The organism is [Muricauda] lutisoli (nom. illeg.), assembly GCF_017313105.1.
Taxonomy (GTDB): Bacteria; Bacteroidota; Bacteroidia; order Flavobacteriales; family Flavobacteriaceae; genus Flagellimonas; species Flagellimonas lutisoli.
In genome coordinates this window covers 1,160,615-1,178,108 of the sequence record NZ_JAFLND010000001.1, presented here as the reverse complement: position 1 = coordinate 1,178,108, position 17,494 = coordinate 1,160,615, and the positions used below count along the sequence as shown (strand labels likewise).

The window sequence follows — 17,494 nt, the reverse complement described above, 5'->3', positions numbered from 1 at the left end:
TACCGCTTATATTAACTTGAATGTTGTTTGAATTTAATATTTCGCGCTCTTTCCGTTGGCTTGGGTTCTTAAAATAAACGCTCTAATATCTTCGTTGGCTGTTTTTAAGTCTTCTTTTCTCAGGTACATCATGTGCCCGGAACGATAGCCCTTCCAATCGAACCTGTCTTTCATTTTACCGCTTGGGTCTACTTGAGACATCGTATACTTGGCCGCAAAATAGGTGCAGGCTCCATCATAATAACCTGATTGTATCAAAACGTTCAAGTATGGATTCTGTGCCATGGCCTGACGCAAATCGTCACGAACACTATCATTGCTATCATCCCAAGGGCGAACTGGTCCAAACATGTTGTACTTAATATCTGTTTTAAAATTCAATTCCTCCTGTAAATAATAGTTGATGGCAGGAGTGAAGCTGTGCAACCAAGAAGTCAATTCAGGTGAGTAATCAGGTCGCGTACCTGCCAATGTTTTATCGATTCCCAAATAGCGGCTATCCAAACGGCCAATGGTGTATCCCCCGTTTCTTCTCATCAAAGCTTTCCAGAAAAATTGAGTAGGTACATCCAAGTTGTGATCTAGTATGTCCTGTACGTCCAATCCTGAATAACGTGCCATTTTATCGGCAATGGCCTTACGCTCGGAATCTGCTATAAAACCACCCTTGGCAATGGCCGGTAATAATTCGTTGATGGTAAATTCTTCAACTTCCGGCAACACTTCCAATAGATCTTTGCTTTGCAAATCGGCAGGCAATGCTTTATGGTGCCATGCAGTTGCTGCAAAATAGGGCATGTTCAATGCGCTGGAAACAGGGTCGTTGTCACGGAACACTTTATAATCGGCAGGAGAAACCATGATCACACCGTTCAAATACATCCACTGTTGGTTTTGCAGTGCCAACGAAAGTCCCATAACACGTGTACCGCCGTAGCTTTCGCCAACTATGTATTTAGGAGACCTCCAACGGTTGTTTCTAGAAACAAAGGTATTCAGCCATTCGGCCAAATATTTGGTATCGGCATTGATCCCGAAGAATTTTTTACGATCTACTTCTTTTCCTGTCTCAGGAATGGTACGTGAATAACCTGTGTTTACTGGATTTACGTAAACAATGTCGGTTACGTCCAATACAGAGTACGGATTTTCCTTAACTCCATAAGGCTGAACGGGGTACCCCTCATCGTCGATTTTAAGGATGCGGGGGCCTGTGTAAGCCAGGTGCATCCACACAGAACCAGAACCCGGTCCACCGTTAAAGGAAATCAATAAAGGTCTCGATGCCCTGTCCTTTACATCGTTTTTGGTGTAGTAGGTGTAGTGAAGGGCTGCAATGGGCTTTCCCATTTCGTCCCAAACAGGCTGCGTACCAGTGGTGGCCGTGTAATTAATACGAGCGCCATTAATGGTCACCGAATGTTGTGTGGTTACCGTAGTGTCAACAGGAATTTTTCGTTCTTGAGCAAAGGTGAACGACGCACAAAACGCCATACCTAATAGTAAGAGTTTTTTCATTTTATATGGTTGAATTAGTCTAGCCATAAAAATAGGGAATTTGAAAGTTCTTACCTTGTTAAAAGAATTCTAAATACCCGAATTAAGCTATTATTCTTAATTTTAAAAGACACTCACTAAATCAATATTCATGAAAACCATCACCCGAAGAAATTTTAATAGCCTCACTGTAAAAGGTATTGGAGGAGCTGCTTTCCTATCATCGGCACCGTTTGCCTGTGCTATGGGCGCCCATCAAGACAAGAAAAAACTGGGCATTGCCTTGGTAGGACTTGGGAGTTACAGTACCTATCAGTTGGCTCCTGCTTTGCAGGATACCCAATATTGCTATCTGGCAGGAATTGTGACGGGAACTCCTGAGAAAGAGAAAATATGGGCTGATAAGTACGGAATTCCAGAAAAGAACATTTACAACTATCAAAATTTTGATGATATCGCCAACAACGAGGATATTGATGTGGTGTATGTAGTGCTTCCCAATAGTTTGCATGCAGAATTCAGTATTCGCGCTGCAAAAGCGGGAAAACACGTTATCTGTGAAAAACCGATGGGAATGAGCGTTGCTGAATGTGATGCCATTATAAACGCCTGTGAGGAAGCCGGGGTAAAATTGGGAATGGGCTATCGCTTGCATTCAGAACCTTACACACAACAGGTCAAGGAATTTGTACGGGAAAAGACCTTTGGGGACATTTTATTTGTTTCTGCGGATGCTGCATACCGTTCCACGGGCAATCCCAACCAATGGAGATTGAACAAGGAACTATCCGGTGGTGGTGCTTTAATGAACATGGGAGTGTACGCCGTACAAAGTACGATTTATGGTACGGGTGAAAATCCTATTTCGGTGGCAGCTCAAGAGTTTAGCACGCGACCTGAGTATTTTAAGGAAACCGACGAAACCATTACAGCCCAATTTGAGTTTCCGAGCGGTGCAGTGGGGAATATAACCTCCTCACATAATTTTAATGCCAATGCGATGTACGCTTCCGGAACATCCGGATGGTTCAGATTGCAACCAGCCAATAACTATGGTCCATTGAGCGGTGTGACCTCCAATGGGGATGAAATCAAATTTCCACACGAAAGCCAACAGAAACTGCAAATGGACGATTTCGCGCGACACGTATTGTTCAACGAGCCCAACAAAGCGCCCGGTGAGATGGGCAAACGTGATATGATGATCGTTGAGGCCATTTACAAATCCATTTCCAATGGGGGAGAGACCATTGCTTTGGATTTCGAACCTGGTTTTGGGTTCGGGGGGTAATTTCTTGAAGTATATCCGCCTAGAGTTTAAATTCGGTTATATTTTCCGTTGTGTCAAAAATATGCGGATAATGTTCCTTGATATTTTTTATCATGAATTCTAGCGGAACGTCCTCAAAATGTCCGTAGTCATCAGTGTATTCCATAAATCTAGTGCCTGCGCTGTTATACGCTTGTAGGAATGAGTTGTTTTCACCGTCAAATTCCAAGGGTTCCACGTCTAATTTACCACATAGGCTTTTATTGAAAGCAGGTGACATTTTCAACCATTTATCATTAAGCAAAACATTTACCATACCATGAGGTGTAAGTTCGTTGGAACCGAACTTTTCCGTTAACCTATCCACGGCAATATGGTTTTTCACCTTTCCTAAATGGAGTCTGGCAGGTATCCCCAATGCTCTAAGCCCAGCTATCAATAAAATGGATTTTTCCACGCAATTGCCTGTTGCTTTTTGTGCAATACTACTGGCCCGATAATTTTCTTTGGCAAGACTGATGCTATAGGGGTCGTACTTCCAATCATCCCGAACTTTTGTATACAATCCTATCGTTTTTTCCTTATCCGTTAAAGATTGTTCCGTGAATTCGGATATTAGTTCTTGAATGAAATTGTTTTCAAAATCAAAAAAATAGGAAGGTTCCAAGTATTTCATGACATCAATCAACTAGAATATTCAAAATACCTAAAACTTTTCAAATACTCCCAAACCAAATAATGCAAAATCATATTTTACTGGGTCGGTAGAGTCCAGTTTTCGTAGGTTTTTGTCCAGTTCCTGCAATGCCTTGGCATCGTTTTGTTTACGTTTGAGCAGCTTTAATTTTCTGGCCACATTTCCCGAATGCACATCCAAGGGGCAGGAGAGTTTAGCGGGATCGATGTCTTTCCATAATCCAAAATCCACGCCCGTGCCATTATCACGAACCATCCAACGTAAAAACATATTAATACGTTTGGCGGCGGAACCTTTATTGGGGTCAGAAACGTGTTTTTGCGTTCTGTTTTGGTGCGGCAATTCAAAGAACAGCTCTTTGAACTTGGAAATGGCTGGCTGCATGGAATCCTTGGTCTGGTGATCGGTAAAAACAGTCTCCAAGCCACCATGATTCTTATAGATGTTTTGTAGGCTGGTCACAAAGTAACCGAGGTCGATGCCGTTGAAGGTGCGGTGTACAAAATTGGAGAGGTGTTCTAAATCATCCTCAGAATAATTCATTACAAAGTCGTAGGGTACGTTGCCCATTAATCCCATAAGCCTATTCGCATTGTTGATGATGCTCTTTCGGTTGCCCCAAGCAATGGTGGCCGTTAAAAAGGCACTGATTTCAATATCCTCTTTTCGTGTGAATATATGCGGGATTTGCAAAGGGTCATCCTCCAAAAACCTGGGATGGTTGTATTCCAACACTTTGGCATCCAAAAATTCCTTGAGTTCCGCTTTGGTCATATCAATCCTTGGAAACGATCAATCCATCCACCATGGTAAGCTTTCTATCTGCCATATCGGCCAATTCTCGGTTATGGGTCACCAAAACAAAGGTCTGCCCAAATTCATCCCGTAACCGAAAAAACAGTTTGTGCAGATTGTCCGCACTTTCGGAATCCAAATTTCCACTGGGCTCATCTGCCAAAACCACCGAAGGATTGTTCATTAAGGAGCGGGCTACGGCCACACGTTGTTGTTCTCCACCCGATAATGCATTGGGCTTGTGGTCGTAACGGTCCTTTAAGCCTAAAAAGTCCAATAATTCTTTGGCGCGTTTTTCAGCCTCTGCTATTGGGGTTTTTTTGATGAAGGCGGGAATACAAACATTTTCCAAAGCCGTAAATTCTGGCAACAATTGATGAAACTGAAAAATAAACCCAATATGCTCGTTTCTGAACTGGGCCAAACTTTTATCATTGAGTTGATTCACATCGGTATCGTTGATCAATAAGGTGCTTTCGCCCTTGTTGGTAGGGGTGTCCAATGTTCCTAAAATTTGTAACAGGGTGGTTTTTCCAGCGCCAGAGGCCCCAACTATGGAAACTACTTCCCCTTTTTTTATTTCTAGATCAACCCCTTGTAAAACCTTAAGGTCTCCGTAACTTTTTTGAATATTTGTGGCCTTTATCATAAGTACAACTTCGCTGGTCGAAGATAATCATTACTGTTGTATCGCAAAGATGATGGTTTTGATACAAATTCTACAAATTTTCAACAAGTATCCTTGCATCGATTAAGGAACGACAAAAAATTCTCTAGTAATTTATATAAATAAGATTATGCATGTAATTTCGACCAAGGAACCTATAAATATTTGTTAGAATTAATTTTCCCTATCAAATATTGTTTAACTTTGAATCAAAATGAATAAACAAAATAAGTTGGGATTGGAAATCGCTATTTTTGCAGGAGGTTGTTTTTGGTGCACAGAAGCTGTTTTCCAACGATTGGAAGGTGTGGAGGAAGTAGTTTCTGGTTACACCGGCGGAACTATTAAAAATCCGGCCTATCGGGAGATAACCACTGGTCGAACAGGACATGCGGAAGGTGTCAAAATCACTTTTGACCCAAAAAAAATATCCTTCGCCGAGTTGTTAGAGGTATTTTTTGCGACTCACGACCCCACAACCCTGAACAGACAGGGCAATGATGTGGGCACTCAATACAGGAGTGAGATCTTCTATACCAACCCTGAACAAAAACAATTGGCTGAAGATTTCATTACATTATTGGAAAAAGAAAATATTTTTGATGCTCCGATCGTGACCGCTATCTCTGAAGCCAAACCATTTTATGTGGCGGAGGAAGAGCACCATAATTATTACAACAACTATAGGCAACAACCATATTGTCAAATCATTATAGATCCGAAGATCAAAAAATTGAACAATTATTTTTCAAAAAAGCTAAAGCATGGCACCGTATAGAAACCTCGAAGAGTACAATATTGAAATTACCAATGAGGTGAAAGAACATTTCTCCAAAATTGTTGGAGATATTGGTGAGGATGTTACCCGAGAGGGCTTGGTAAAAACCCCTGAACGAGCTGCCAAAGCTATGCTTTTCCTTACCCAGGGCTACAAACAGGATGCCGAGGAAATTCTTATAGGCGCCATGTTCGCCGAAGATTACGACGACATGGTGATTATAAAGGACATTGAGCTCTACTCCCTTTGTGAGCACCATATGTTACCATTTTTTGGTAAAGCTCACGTAGCCTATATTCCAAACGGGCATATTGTTGGTTTGAGCAAGATACCTCGGGTGGTGGATATATTTGCCCGTAGGTTGCAGGTGCAAGAACGTTTAACGCACGACATCTTGGAATGTATCAACAAAACATTGAAACCAAAAGGCGTTGCTGTCGTAATTGAAGCGGCACATATGTGCATGATGATGCGAGGCGTACAAAAACAAAATTCGGTTACCACTACCTCAGGCTTTAGGGGCCAATTCGAAAAAATTGAAACACGAAACGAGTTTCTAAAGCTCGTGAGCGCCGATTTGTCCTAAAGCTCTTTCCCAATTAAGCGGGAATTGCTATTTTTCCCATATGGCAGCAGAAAAAAACAAGAAGTACCAAAACCTCCTTTTAGGGTTGCTGTTCGATGGTATCGGTATGCTATCCTTTGTAATCCCGGGTATCGGGGAGTTTTCCGATGTAATTTGGGCTCCTGTTGCAGGCTGGCTCATGACACGTATGTACAAGGGCAGGGTAGGGCAAGCTGCAGGTTTGGTCACCTTTGCAGAAGAGTTGGTGCCCGGTACGGATGTAATTCCCACTTTTACCCTAACTTGGGTTTACACGTATCTTTTGAGCAAGAAAAAAGGTCAACCTAAAAAAGATTGACCTTGTTAAACTTATGGTTTTCTTGCCATTATAACGGCACATTCAAATTAAAAGAGATATTTCTACCAATATTGGCTATGCCATCCGCCTTTAACCTGGATAGGTGTGAGATGTAGTTCTTATCGAATAAATTGTTACCTGTAATGGAGTACCCTACTTTTTGATTGAAGATTTTCATATCGCCCCCAAAACCTATATTAAACAGATTGTATCTCGGGGTCTTTGTTTCAAAATCAGCTACTTTGTTTTGATCAAAGAAAGTTTGAAGCGTTACAAATGCATAGCATTTATAATCTTGGTTTCTTTTTTTCCATTCCACACGAAAAGTATTTGTCCAACGATTGGCAGGAATCAAAGGTAGATTTGAGTTGTCTTCCAATTCACCAAATACTATGTCGTAACTACTTTCCAAATGCAACCAATCAATGGGGTGGGGGTGTAGGTGGAACCCAAATTCACCACCGTATAAAATGGCATTTTGTTGTTGGAAATCATAAACAGGGTCCAATTCTCGGAACTCACCAGTTGGCTCCAAATAGATATAATCGTTTACGATATTATAAAATGTATTTACATAAGCTTCAATATGTCTATTTCCGTACTCCAATGCCAAATCTATTTGGAAATTTTGTTCACTATCCAATTCAGGATTGCCAATTTCCACACGGTTTGCCCCGCTGTGCAATCCGTTGGACGACAATTCCGATAGGTTGGGAGCCCTGAATCCAGTAGCCAAGTTTAATCGCCCCATAATGTTATTGGTCAAATCAATACGATATCCCAATGCTGCATTAAAGCTATTGAAATTCTTGTCCAAAGCAGGGATGTACTCTTCATCTCCCTCTATACCGCTAGCTTCACCGTTTATAGATCTAAGGTCGTAACGCAGACCTATTTGAAGGTCACTCTTGGTGAAATGGATATGGGATGTGGCCAGCACACCAAAATCGTTTGTTATGGCATTGGGCACCAAAACTTCCTCTCCAAAATTTTCATTGGTTTGATGCATACCTTGTACACCAAAAATGGTGGTCATTTTACCCCATTGAGGATTAAATTGAATATTGTAATTAAAGGTGCTCAACTTCATATCCAAAGCCGCCCCTTCTTCCTCTTCCTCTGCATGTTCTTCAACAGGTTCTTCCCCAGCGTGTTCTTCGTGATGTTCCTCAAACTCTTTTCTGTTATTTACCGTGTACCCAAAAGTGGCTTCCAAACTCGATTTCCTGAAGAAGAAGTTGTTTTTAGCACTTAAAATATGGGTAGAGAGTTCTTGGTAAGGTTCCAGTGGATCGCGATCGTTGTTTTGGACGCCGATTTCCTCAGGAATACCAAGGTCAGCAGTATTATAGTTATATCTAAGTTCTGTTTTAAACTTTGCCGTTTGATACGCCAATCCTGTTTTTAAGTCAGCTTCATTGAACCTGGAATTTGTGACACTGGTTCCATCGCCGGTTTCATAATCTGCATTTGACGCATAGGCACCACGAACCAAAAATTTCAGCTTTTCCCCCGATGTCTTAAATCCTGCATTGGCATTGTAGCCCAATGTGTTGGTAAAATACCTCATGTTTACATCACCTGATGTCTCTCCGGAAGTTTCAAACTTTTCCGGATTCAAATAGAGTACCCCACCGAGGGCATCGGAACCGTAAAGCAAAGATGCAGGACCTTTGATCACCTCCACACTTGATACTCCCGCATCGTTAATGCCCAAACCGTGTTCACCTCCATATTGTTGGTTTTCGAGTCGTACGCCTTGTGTGTAAACCAAAACACGGTTAAAACTCAATCCACGGATAACTGGTTTTCCAATCCCCACACCTGTTGAAACCGAGGAAACACCAGGAATGTTCGTAATCCCTTCGGATAGTGTAATGCCCCCTTGTTGTTTGAGTTCCTCCATGGATTTTTGTTCCACTTTCATTACGTTTTCACGTTGTAATTTATGGAATGGGGTAGAAAGCACTACCTCGTCCATTTCTATGACAGATGGAAACATTTGATAATTGAACTGGTTGCTTCCTTCATTGATTTCAAAAGAAGTGGAGTAGGTTTCAAAACCTATATAGGAAATGACCAGTTTATAGTTTCCTTCCGGTAAATTTTTTAATGTGTAGTTTCCGTCTGCATCCGTTACGGTACCGTTTTCCAATTGTGGAATATATACCGAAACCTGTTCCAAAGGTTCTCCCGTTTCAGCATCCGAAATGTTTCCTGAAAGTGTATTCTGTGAGTATGTATAAATCGATGTCAATGCTAAAAGCACTGAAATATAAAATTGTTTCATTGTAAAAAATAAATGGTTTAAAAACTTAAATCAGTAGATAATCACTATGAAACTGATGGGGGACCACGCAAAGCCCGAAAAGAAACTTCTTGAGGCTTGTATGTAAAAGAGTAGAGAGTGTTGGTGTACTTTATCTCGGGAACCTCAACCGGTATGTAGGTGAAATTAGCGTTGAAAAGCACCTTATTGACAAGGGTAAAATCATGGAAGTCACAATCCAGATTACCATCGTGAATATGATTTGTACCATACGCAATGCATTGCTCCTCCTGACTATGCTCGTACAAGGTATGGCCCAATTTAATAATGGAAGGGGCTAAAATTGCCACTGCCATCAACAGGGAAGCAAATATCAGTACGCGTTTGTAGAGGTTGGTATTCATACTTTCGCAAAAGTAACCAAGGTTTTCCCTCTTTTTATGTTAAGAAAACGATAAACTATGAAAGGAAAGAGCCTAATCCCATACGTTTAAGCATCTTTTTCTCAAAATTCCAGAAAAATTGGTATTGACCGAATAGCCATCCAATACAGACCAATAAAATTTGATAAATGGGAAATATTAGAAGAATACGAAGGGTCCAGTAGACAGCTCCATGCACATTTTCACTGTCCAAACCGATCCAATGTACCAATGGACCTGCCAATTTTCCTGCTGCACTGCCTGTTAATGCGAAAACAATGAAAATGGCGATCATTTCCCATTTATAATCCACTTTCCATTTGTTCTCCACCTTTTTAAAACACCAGAGGAAAAATTTCACTAATACAAAGTAGAGTACCACCGAGCTGCCAATGGTAAAAACCCATTCAAAAACGGTGTTGTTGAGACCAAAAAAGTGCATAAAGCTTCTAGAAATAGTGTAGGCAGTCAATAAAACCGATAATGCACCCAATATGGGAAAAAGGATTTGCCAGTTCTTTTGGATTTCCCAGCGCTGTTTTAGTTTTTGCATTGTTCAAGTTGATTGATGCAAAAATAGCACATTAAATTCTGGGCAGAAAGGGCCCTAAACGTTGATTGTATTTTCTTTGAAAATAAATGAAGTAATTGTATAATTTGTAATTGACTTCGTAGCCATAATCAATACTTGGGTCGTAATTAATCTGCATTTCATACAGGTTGGGATTCCATCGTTGTGGTTGTAAAACCCTTTGATTCCAAGTGACCACCATGATTGCATTTCGGTTTTCCAGGAACGATTGGGAATAATAACCTTCAGGTCGTGCAATGGAGTTTAACCAAGTATAAAAACCCGGCTCTATGATAATGATTTCGTATTCCGTGTCATCATCTGCGATTTCGACCGGCGCATCATCATCTGATTCGAAAAGCGCCTTTTCTTCGGTAGTGACATCCAATGTTGATTTTTGAGATGTACAAGATGTTAAGCCTATGCACAGCATAAGACCGAACAGTAATGGATTTATTATTTTCTTTTTCATATTCTTAAAATACAAAAAAAGCCACTTGAAAACTCAAGTGGCTCTGTTAAATATAGTTAAGTTAACTTTCTATTTCCCAAAAAGTCCTCCGAGCATACCCCCAAGACCACTCTTTTTCTGGCCACCGCCATTCAATACCATTCCGGCCAAATCATCTATAACACTGCCGTCACCATCGCTATCCAAAAAGCTTTCGACCAAGGATTGTTGCTTGGCCGCTGTCTTATTGCCGCCCATTAATCCGCCCAAGAGTCCGTTAAGACCTTCGGGGCTGCTCACGTTTTGTTGTCTGGTCTGTTTTCCCAAATATCCCAAAAGGATAGGGGCTGCGATTTTTAAAATTTGTGATATGGAACCAGCATCAATTCCTGATTTGGTACTCAAGGCATTTTCGACTTGTGGTTGCTTGGAACCTAGCACATGGCCGAGAATCCCAGCTCCATCATCCATTACATTTTGGTCTACTCCACCGCCAAAAAGACCACCTAAATCATCTAAAATACCGCCGTCATGTTTGGAGGAAAGGGCATCCATGAGTCCTTGTGCCCCACCTGGCGTGGATGCATTTTTTTTCATAGCCCCCATTAATAGGGGCATGGCCATGCTCAAAACTTCTGCTGTTTTATTTTCGGGTTGCCCAGTTTGGCTAGCAGCTCCGCTGACCAACTGTTTGCCCATAGGGCTGTTGATCAAGTCTAATAATCCTGACATTTTGTTAGTGTTAAGGTTAAGACAACAAGGTACGAAAAAGTGGGTTTTGAAAGATGGAACGGTCTTAAAAAACCTATGGTTTTAGTAATTTGATAACCTTCTGCGCCAATTCAACACCTATTCGCTGTTGTGCCTCAACAGTGGAGCCGCCAACATGTGGGCTAAGTGAAATTTTGGGATTCATCAATATCTTGATTTCCGGATTGGGTTCCGATTCGTAAACATCCAGTCCAGCAAAGGCCAAATGGTCGGTATCCAAGGCTTCGACCAAGGCAACTTCGTCCAATACACCACCTCTTGAGGTATTGATGATTCCAGCACCTGGCTTCATAAGTCCAAGTTCCTTTTTTCCAATAAGATATTTTTCTTGGGCCGGTACATGAAGACTCACAAAGTCGGAGTTGGCCAAAACTTCTTTAATATCGCTGCTTTTTAAAGCAAAATCAACAGATTGTCCATCAAAAAAAGAAAGTGTCAAACTAGCTTCTTTGGTATGATGATCAGTGAACAAGACCTCCATGCCCAAGGCCAACGCCATTTTTGCAGTAGCTTGTCCAATTCTTCCAAAGCCTACAATACCTAGGGTTTTTCCTCGAAGTTCAAGGCCTCCTGCATAGCTCTTTTTAAGTTGTTTGAATTGATTATCACCTTCCAGAGGCATGTTCCGGTTGGAATCGTGCAAGAATCGAACACCATTCAACAGGTGTGCAAAAACCAATTCCGCTACTGACTCGGAAGATGCTTCGGGCGTGTTGAAGACTTTAATTCCTTTGGACTCGGCGTATTTTACATCAATATTGTCCAAACCAACACCGCCACGTCCAATCAGTTTTAAATCAGGGCAATCCTCAATAAGTTTTTTATCGACTTTGGTCGCACTCCGTACCAATAACCCCTCAATATTATTTTTGTTGATGTAGTTTGCCAATTGTTCATCGGCAACACGGGTATTTTTAACTTCGAAACCTTCTTTTTCAAGTAAATCCACCCCTTCTTGAGCGATTCCGTCGTTAGCTAAAATCTTAACCATTAAAATTATCCTTTCTTTTCAAGTTCACTCATAATGTCCACCAAAACTCCCACACTTTCCAGAGGGAGCGCATTGTACATGGAAGCTCGATAACCACCGACAGACCTATGTCCATTTATACCGTTAATTCCCGCTTCTTTGCACATAGCATCGAACACATCCTTTAACTCATCATCGGTGATATTGAAGGTGGCGTTCATGTTGGAGCGGTCTTCTTTTGCAGCAATTCCAGAGAATACAGGGTTAAGTTCGATCTCCGAATAGATCAAATTGGCTTTTCGTTCATTGATTTCTTCAATCGCAGCAATTCCTCCCAAATCCTTCAACCATTGCATGGTAAGCATGGAAACGTACACAGCAAAAACGGGCGGTGTGTTGAACATACTATCTTTGGCCACATGAACCGAGTAGTCCATCATAGATGGTATTTTACGCGATATCTTTCCTAAAATATCTTCTTTTACCACCACGAGCGTTGTCCCTGCCGGACCCATGTTTTTTTGTGCACCGGCATAGATCAGATCAAACAGGGAAAAGTCCATTTGTCTGGAAAAGATATCTGAGCTCATATCACATACCAACGGCACATCGGTTTTTGGAAATTCTTTAAACTGGGTTCCGTAAATGGTATTGTTGGAGGTAAGGTGCAGATAATCCAAATCGGATGGAATATCAAAACCTTTTGGGATATACTTAAAATTATCTTCTTGGGAGGAAGCGACTTCTATGATTTCACCGAACAATCTAGCTTCCTTAATGGCTTTTTGACTCCAAGTGCCCGTATTCACATATCCAGCTTTTTTGTCCAAGAGGTTGAAAGCCGTCATTAAAAATTGCATGCTTGCTCCTCCTTGCAAAAACAGAGCCTGATAACCTTTGCCCTCGAGCCCCAAAAGTTCCAGTGCGAGTGAGCGAGCCTTTTCCATAATGGCTACGAACTCCTTACTTCGGTGAGAAATTTCTATAAGTGAAAGTCCAATGCCATCCAGTTCAATAATGGCTTCGGATGCCTTTTGCATTACCTCTGCGGGCAAAATGCACGGGCCTGCGCTAAAATTATGCTTTTTCATTTCCTTGGTTTAAGGAGTAAAGGTCTTAAAAATTGTTGGATCTGTAAACGATTCCAAAGTATAGGATTTGTTAAAGGTTCAATAGGAATTCCATAGTATCAACTCCATCTGCGTAATCACTTAAGCTGGGCTTTTGGGTATCTCCAAAATTCACTTCATTTTCTTTTGCTGCACCAGAAACCACACATTGGATTTGCTCGTCCATTTCCTGCAACTTCTCCCTTAAACTGGATTCATCATCATAAAATGAATAAAACAAAGCAGAAATGGGGGAGGTGAGGGCCTCATCCTCTTTTAAAATCAAAAATCCGTTATCCAGAATTTTGAATTCACTCATCAAATAGACCGCCTTATTATAATCGTAGTTATTGGCGTACTTATGTTGATTGATAATGTCCTTATAATGGAAGAGCGCATTGAACAACGCATCAAAATCATAATTTTTTGGCACAAATATTTTGGATACATTGCGGCAACCCAATCCATAATACCTGAAAATATCTTCTCCGAGCGCCTTTAATTCTTCTTCCGATTCTTTTCCGGTCAACACGGCGAGAGAGTTTCTATTTTTTCTGATGATGTTGGGCTTCTTTCCAAAATAATATTCGAAATAGCGGCTGGTGTTGTTGCTCCCCGTGGCGATCACTGCATCAAAGTTTTCGAGTTTCTCGTCCACAAACTCAATTTTATCCGCGAGTGATGGCTCTTGTTCAATCAAATAATTGGATAGATAAGGCAAGAGGACTTTGTCGTTGGACGATAGTTTGGCCAAGACCTTGTTGCCAGATAGCAACACCGATAAAAAGTCGTGAAAGCCCACCAATGGAATGTTTCCTGCCATAATAATGCCCACGGTTTTTGGTTCACTATCCTTGTTAAAGGAATAGTTGTCCAACCAATCCTTTATATTTTCTTCCGTGAGCAGGTCGCCCCATTGCTTTAAGGAGAATAGAATGTTATCCTCGGTAAACCACCCATTGTGATGGCCCGCCCGCGCAATGATTTCCTTCAACTCTTGATTAACTTCGGGGTCGTTGGAATAACATTTATCACAAAAATCCGTTAGGTATTTTCCAAGTTTAACAAAAGCATCTATGGTATTTGTATCTGGTGCCATTAAATTTGTACACTAATTTAGTAGGGTTTATTTTTGTCAAAAGTAAGCATGCTGATAAGAATCAGCCCAAAAGGAAAAGAAAATTATGGCAATTATTATAACAGATGAGTGCATAAATTGTGGTGCTTGCGAGCCAGAATGTCCCAACACAGCAATTTATGAGGGTGCAGATGAATGGAGATATAGTGATGGAACGTCACTGAACGGTGATGTGGTTTTGCCCAACGGTAAAGAGGTGAATGCCGATGAAGTTCAGGAACCAGTGAGTGATGAGCTTTATTACATAGTTCCGGATAAATGTACCGAATGCAAAGGATTTCACGAAGAACCACAATGTGCGGCAGTATGCCCAGTGGACTGTTGTGTTCCCGACGAAGACCACGAAGAAACCGAAGAAGAATTATTGGGCAAGCAAAAGTTTATGCATCCCAACGGTTAAGCAATAAAAAACAATTAATTTAGCCCCGAACCAAAGTTCGGGGTTTTTTTATGCAGAAAAAAGAGAAAGCTTATAACGGTATTTGGAAGCAAGCGGGGTGCATATTATCCCTTATCGCGATTTTTGGTATCATTGCTTTGATGGTCATGGGATTTTATTTATTGATTAAAGGCTATTAGGCATCAGTACCAAAACTTCAACTTATATTTGCAGCCTCAAAACATAAGAATTTAGATGAAAGCAGGTATTGTAGGATTACCAAACGTAGGAAAATCAACACTTTTCAACTGTTTGTCCAACGCAAAAGCACAAAGTGCCAACTTCCCTTTTTGTACTATTGAACCTAATATTGGCGTGGTAAATGTGCCCGACCAGCGTTTGGAAAAATTGGAAGAACTGGTTAATCCCGAACGTGTGATACCTGCTACCGTAGAAATTGTGGATATTGCTGGTCTGGTAAAAGGCGCCAGTAAGGGAGAAGGATTAGGAAACCAATTTTTGGGAAATATCCGCGAAACCGATGCCATTCTGCACGTGCTACGTTGCTTTGATAACGATAATGTGGTTCACGTTGATGGTTCTGTAGACCCGATCAGGGACAAGGAGACCATTGATATGGAATTGCAATTGAAAGATTTGGAGAGTGTTGAAAAGAAACTCGACAAAGTGAAGCGTGCAGCCAAAACCGGGAATAAGGACGCTCAAAAGGAAGAAGCTGTGCTTTCTGCCCTTAAAGAAGGGCTCGAAGCCGGAAAATCCGTCAGGGCCATTTCCATAAATGACGATGACCGTGAAGAATTTGTAAAACCCATGCAACTGATCACGGATAAGCCTGTAATGTATGTTTGTAATGTTGATGAAGGTGCAGCGGTCGATGGAAATGCTTATGTTGAAAAAGTAAAGGAAGCCGTAGCTGGAGAAAATGCGGAGGTTATCTTTTTGGCGGTTGGTACGGAAGCCGACATTACCGAATTGGAAACGTATGAGGAGCGTCAAATGTTCTTGGAAGATTTGGGACTTTCCGAGCCTGGCTCGGCCAAATTGATTCGTGGCGCCTACAAACTACTTGATCTTGAAACCTATTTTACCGCAGGGGTAAAAGAAGTCCGTGCATGGACCATTCCTGTTGGGGCAACAGCTCCACAAGCGGCGGGTGTTATCCATACCGATTTTGAAAAAGGGTTTATCCGTGCCGAGGTCATCTCCTATGACGATTACGTTAAATACGGCAGCGAAGCCAAGGTAAAAGAGGCTGGCCGTATGCGTGTAGAGGGTAAAGAATATATTGTTAAGGACGGTGATGTGATGCATTTTAGGTTTAATGTTTGATATATTTTGCAGGACTGTATTTAAGTAGTATATTTCCTGTTAAATATATGTTTCATGAAATACCCCATACTTAGCCTAGCCCTGATTTTTCTATTGGGCTGTTCCTCATCTTCAGAATCAGAAAACGAACCACAATCAACTGTAGACTTACCTATAATAGCAACCAATTCCCCAAACGAAATAACCGCTGTTTCCGCACAACTTGGAGGAAGTATATCTAACAACGGAGGTGCCAACATCATAGACAAAGGTGTTGTTTGGGATGTAGCCTCAGGCCCTACCATAAATGACAACAAAAAAAGTATTGGTAGTGGAAATGATAATTTTTCTGCCATAGTGGACAATTTAGAACCCGACACTAAATATTACGCAAGGTCTTACGCTGTAAATTCCAAGGGAACCGCTTATGGGAACGAAGTTACTTTTACTACATTGATTCAAGAACCCCAGTCAAAGGTTTATGAGGGAACCATTGATCTTTCCAATCAAAGTTTGGTCGATTCCTTTGGTGCTGAAAATTATACCGAGGTAACTGGGGAAGTCAGAATTTATGGTTCTGTGAATGATTTGACACCCTTGAGCAATTTGGAATTAATTGGACAGGATCTGTTGATATCTAACGCCGACAACCTAGTTTCCTTGAATGGGCTCGAAAATGTTTTGGAAATTGGAGAATCTATTCAGTTTATTAACAATGATGCCTTGACTGATATTTCCGCTTTGGAAAGTCTAAATGCATCTTATGCCATTATATTTCAAGGGAATGATGCTTTGAAAACCATTTCTGGATTCTCACAAACAGTTAACGTGAGTGGATTGGTAAAAATCAGCGAAAATACAAACCTTGAAGTAATATCAGGTTTTCAGAATTTGGAAACAACAGGCAATTATTTTCAAATAACCGATAACGCTAGTCTAGTGGATTTAAATGGACTTTCGAAATTAACATCAATAGGCAATGGACTATGGCTAAACAATAATGATGCTTTAACGGACCTAACACCATTAAGTTCTTTGGAATCTATATCGGAAATTGTTATAAATGGAAATGCATCTTTAGAAGCAATCACCATTTTCAATCCATTTACAAGTTTGACCTCTATTGAAATATCCAATAATGGTTCTTTGACTTCAATTCAGGGTTTCGAATCTTTAACAAATGTGGATGGGGGTATTCGTATTAACTCAAATGTTCTTTTAACTTCTATAACTGCTTTTGGAAATATAACATCATTTGGTACAGATGTGCAGATAAGATATAACCAGGTTCTGCAGGATTTCTGTATACTGAATAGTTTGATTACCGCAGAATATACAGGTTCTTTTTCAACTATTGGAAATGCATACAATCCTACTTTGCAGGATATGATAGACGGTAATTGCAAGCTTTAAATGTTGATATAAGCGTTTGGGTGTCGTATTTATATACGGAAGGTA

19 protein-coding genes are annotated in these 17,494 nt (G+C 40.9%); 7 read left to right on the top strand and 12 right to left on the bottom strand.

The window, feature by feature from the left end:
- Nucleotides 1–33: 33 nt before the first annotated feature.
- A complete protein-coding gene (locus J0X13_RS05570; RefSeq protein ID WP_207070444.1) occupies nucleotides 34–1,518 on the bottom strand; it encodes a S10 family peptidase in 1,485 nt (494 codons plus the stop codon).
- Between the two features lie 130 nt (nucleotides 1,519–1,648).
- Here J0X13_RS05570 and J0X13_RS05565 point away from each other — a divergent pair, with 130 nt between their 5' ends.
- On the top strand, nucleotides 1,649–2,788 hold the full coding sequence (locus tag J0X13_RS05565) for a Gfo/Idh/MocA family protein (protein ID WP_207070443.1): 1,140 nt from the start codon (nucleotides 1,649–1,651) through the stop codon (nucleotides 2,786–2,788).
- 19 nt (nucleotides 2,789–2,807) lie between these two features.
- On the opposite strand, the gene J0X13_RS05560 is transcribed toward J0X13_RS05565, so the two are convergent.
- The 3 genes from J0X13_RS05560 to J0X13_RS05550 are packed head-to-tail and all read right to left on the bottom strand — an operon-like array spanning nucleotide 2,808 to nucleotide 4,908.
- Nucleotides 2,808–3,443, bottom strand: a complete 636-nt coding sequence (locus J0X13_RS05560; protein ID WP_207070442.1) for a transglutaminase-like domain-containing protein — start codon at nucleotides 3,441–3,443, stop codon at nucleotides 2,808–2,810.
- 30 nt (nucleotides 3,444–3,473) lie between these two features.
- Entirely contained in the window at nucleotides 3,474–4,238 is a 765-nt protein-coding gene (locus J0X13_RS05555) for a TIGR02757 family protein (RefSeq protein WP_207070441.1), read from the bottom strand.
- 1 nt (nucleotide 4,239) lies between these two features.
- Entirely contained in the window at nucleotides 4,240–4,908 is a 669-nt protein-coding gene (locus J0X13_RS05550) for an ABC transporter ATP-binding protein (RefSeq protein ID WP_207070440.1), read from the bottom strand.
- A gap of 232 nt (nucleotides 4,909–5,140) precedes the next feature.
- Here J0X13_RS05550 and msrA point away from each other — a divergent pair, with 232 nt between their 5' ends.
- From msrA to J0X13_RS05535, 3 genes are read left to right on the top strand one after another with little or no spacing between them, the layout of a single operon-like run.
- The gene (gene msrA, locus J0X13_RS05545; RefSeq protein WP_207070439.1) at nucleotides 5,141–5,704 is read left to right on the top strand and encodes a peptide-methionine (S)-S-oxide reductase MsrA; all 564 of its coding nucleotides are present in this window, start codon (nucleotides 5,141–5,143) and stop codon (nucleotides 5,702–5,704) included.
- On the top strand, nucleotides 5,691–6,290 hold the full coding sequence (folE, locus tag J0X13_RS05540) for a GTP cyclohydrolase I FolE (protein ID WP_207070438.1): 600 nt from the start codon (nucleotides 5,691–5,693) through the stop codon (nucleotides 6,288–6,290). Before msrA ends, folE begins: the two co-directional genes overlap by 14 nt.
- Nucleotides 6,291–6,330: 40 nt before the next feature.
- Nucleotides 6,331–6,627 carry a hypothetical protein gene (locus tag J0X13_RS05535; protein ID WP_207070437.1) on the top strand — a complete coding sequence of 99 codons (297 nt, stop codon included), beginning with the start codon at nucleotides 6,331–6,333 and terminating at the stop codon, nucleotides 6,625–6,627.
- 28 nt (nucleotides 6,628–6,655) lie between these two features.
- Here the strand turns inward: J0X13_RS05535 and J0X13_RS05530 are convergent, their stop codons facing one another.
- From J0X13_RS05530 to J0X13_RS05495, 8 genes are all read right to left on the bottom strand, one after another.
- The gene (locus J0X13_RS05530; RefSeq protein WP_207070436.1) at nucleotides 6,656–8,917 is read right to left on the bottom strand and encodes a TonB-dependent receptor; all 2,262 of its coding nucleotides are present in this window, start codon (nucleotides 8,915–8,917) and stop codon (nucleotides 6,656–6,658) included.
- Nucleotides 8,918–8,961: 44 nt separating this feature from the next.
- Nucleotides 8,962–9,300, bottom strand: coding sequence for a hypothetical protein (locus J0X13_RS05525; protein WP_207070435.1), 339 nt, complete (start codon nucleotides 9,298–9,300; stop codon nucleotides 8,962–8,964).
- A 55-nt stretch (nucleotides 9,301–9,355) separates the two neighbouring features.
- Nucleotides 9,356–9,871, bottom strand: coding sequence for a DUF6787 family protein (locus tag J0X13_RS05520; RefSeq protein ID WP_207070434.1), 516 nt, complete (start codon nucleotides 9,869–9,871; stop codon nucleotides 9,356–9,358).
- A gap of 31 nt (nucleotides 9,872–9,902) precedes the next feature.
- A complete protein-coding gene (locus J0X13_RS05515) occupies nucleotides 9,903–10,361 on the bottom strand; it encodes a DUF6146 family protein (RefSeq protein WP_207070433.1) in 459 nt (152 codons plus the stop codon).
- 69 nt (nucleotides 10,362–10,430) lie between these two features.
- Complete coding sequence (locus J0X13_RS05510) at nucleotides 10,431–11,072, bottom strand: DUF937 domain-containing protein (RefSeq protein ID WP_207070432.1); 642 nt, start codon at nucleotides 11,070–11,072, stop codon at nucleotides 10,431–10,433.
- Between the two features lie 73 nt (nucleotides 11,073–11,145).
- Nucleotides 11,146–12,102 (bottom strand): D-2-hydroxyacid dehydrogenase, encoded by a 957-nt coding sequence (locus J0X13_RS05505; RefSeq protein ID WP_207070431.1) that lies wholly within the window; start codon nucleotides 12,100–12,102, stop codon nucleotides 11,146–11,148.
- A 5-nt stretch (nucleotides 12,103–12,107) separates the two neighbouring features.
- The gene (serC, locus tag J0X13_RS05500) at nucleotides 12,108–13,172 is read right to left on the bottom strand and encodes a 3-phosphoserine/phosphohydroxythreonine transaminase (RefSeq protein WP_207070430.1); all 1,065 of its coding nucleotides are present in this window, start codon (nucleotides 13,170–13,172) and stop codon (nucleotides 12,108–12,110) included.
- 70 nt (nucleotides 13,173–13,242) lie between these two features.
- A complete protein-coding gene (locus J0X13_RS05495; RefSeq protein WP_207070429.1) occupies nucleotides 13,243–14,289 on the bottom strand; it encodes an acyl-CoA reductase in 1,047 nt (348 codons plus the stop codon).
- Nucleotides 14,290–14,374: 85 nt separating this feature from the next.
- On the opposite strand from J0X13_RS05495, the gene J0X13_RS05490 reads away from it, so the two are divergent.
- The 3 genes from J0X13_RS05490 (at nucleotide 14,375) to J0X13_RS05480 (ending at nucleotide 17,449) form a co-directional block, all read left to right on the top strand.
- The gene (locus J0X13_RS05490) at nucleotides 14,375–14,728 is read left to right on the top strand and encodes a 4Fe-4S dicluster domain-containing protein (RefSeq protein ID WP_207026448.1); all 354 of its coding nucleotides are present in this window, start codon (nucleotides 14,375–14,377) and stop codon (nucleotides 14,726–14,728) included.
- A gap of 234 nt (nucleotides 14,729–14,962) precedes the next feature.
- Nucleotides 14,963–16,057 (top strand): redox-regulated ATPase YchF, encoded by a 1,095-nt coding sequence (ychF, locus tag J0X13_RS05485; protein WP_207070428.1) that lies wholly within the window; start codon nucleotides 14,963–14,965, stop codon nucleotides 16,055–16,057.
- A 54-nt stretch (nucleotides 16,058–16,111) separates the two neighbouring features.
- Nucleotides 16,112–17,449 (top strand): fibronectin type III domain-containing protein, encoded by a 1,338-nt coding sequence (locus tag J0X13_RS05480; protein WP_207070427.1) that lies wholly within the window; start codon nucleotides 16,112–16,114, stop codon nucleotides 17,447–17,449.
- The last annotated feature ends 45 nt before the right edge of the window (nucleotides 17,450–17,494 follow it).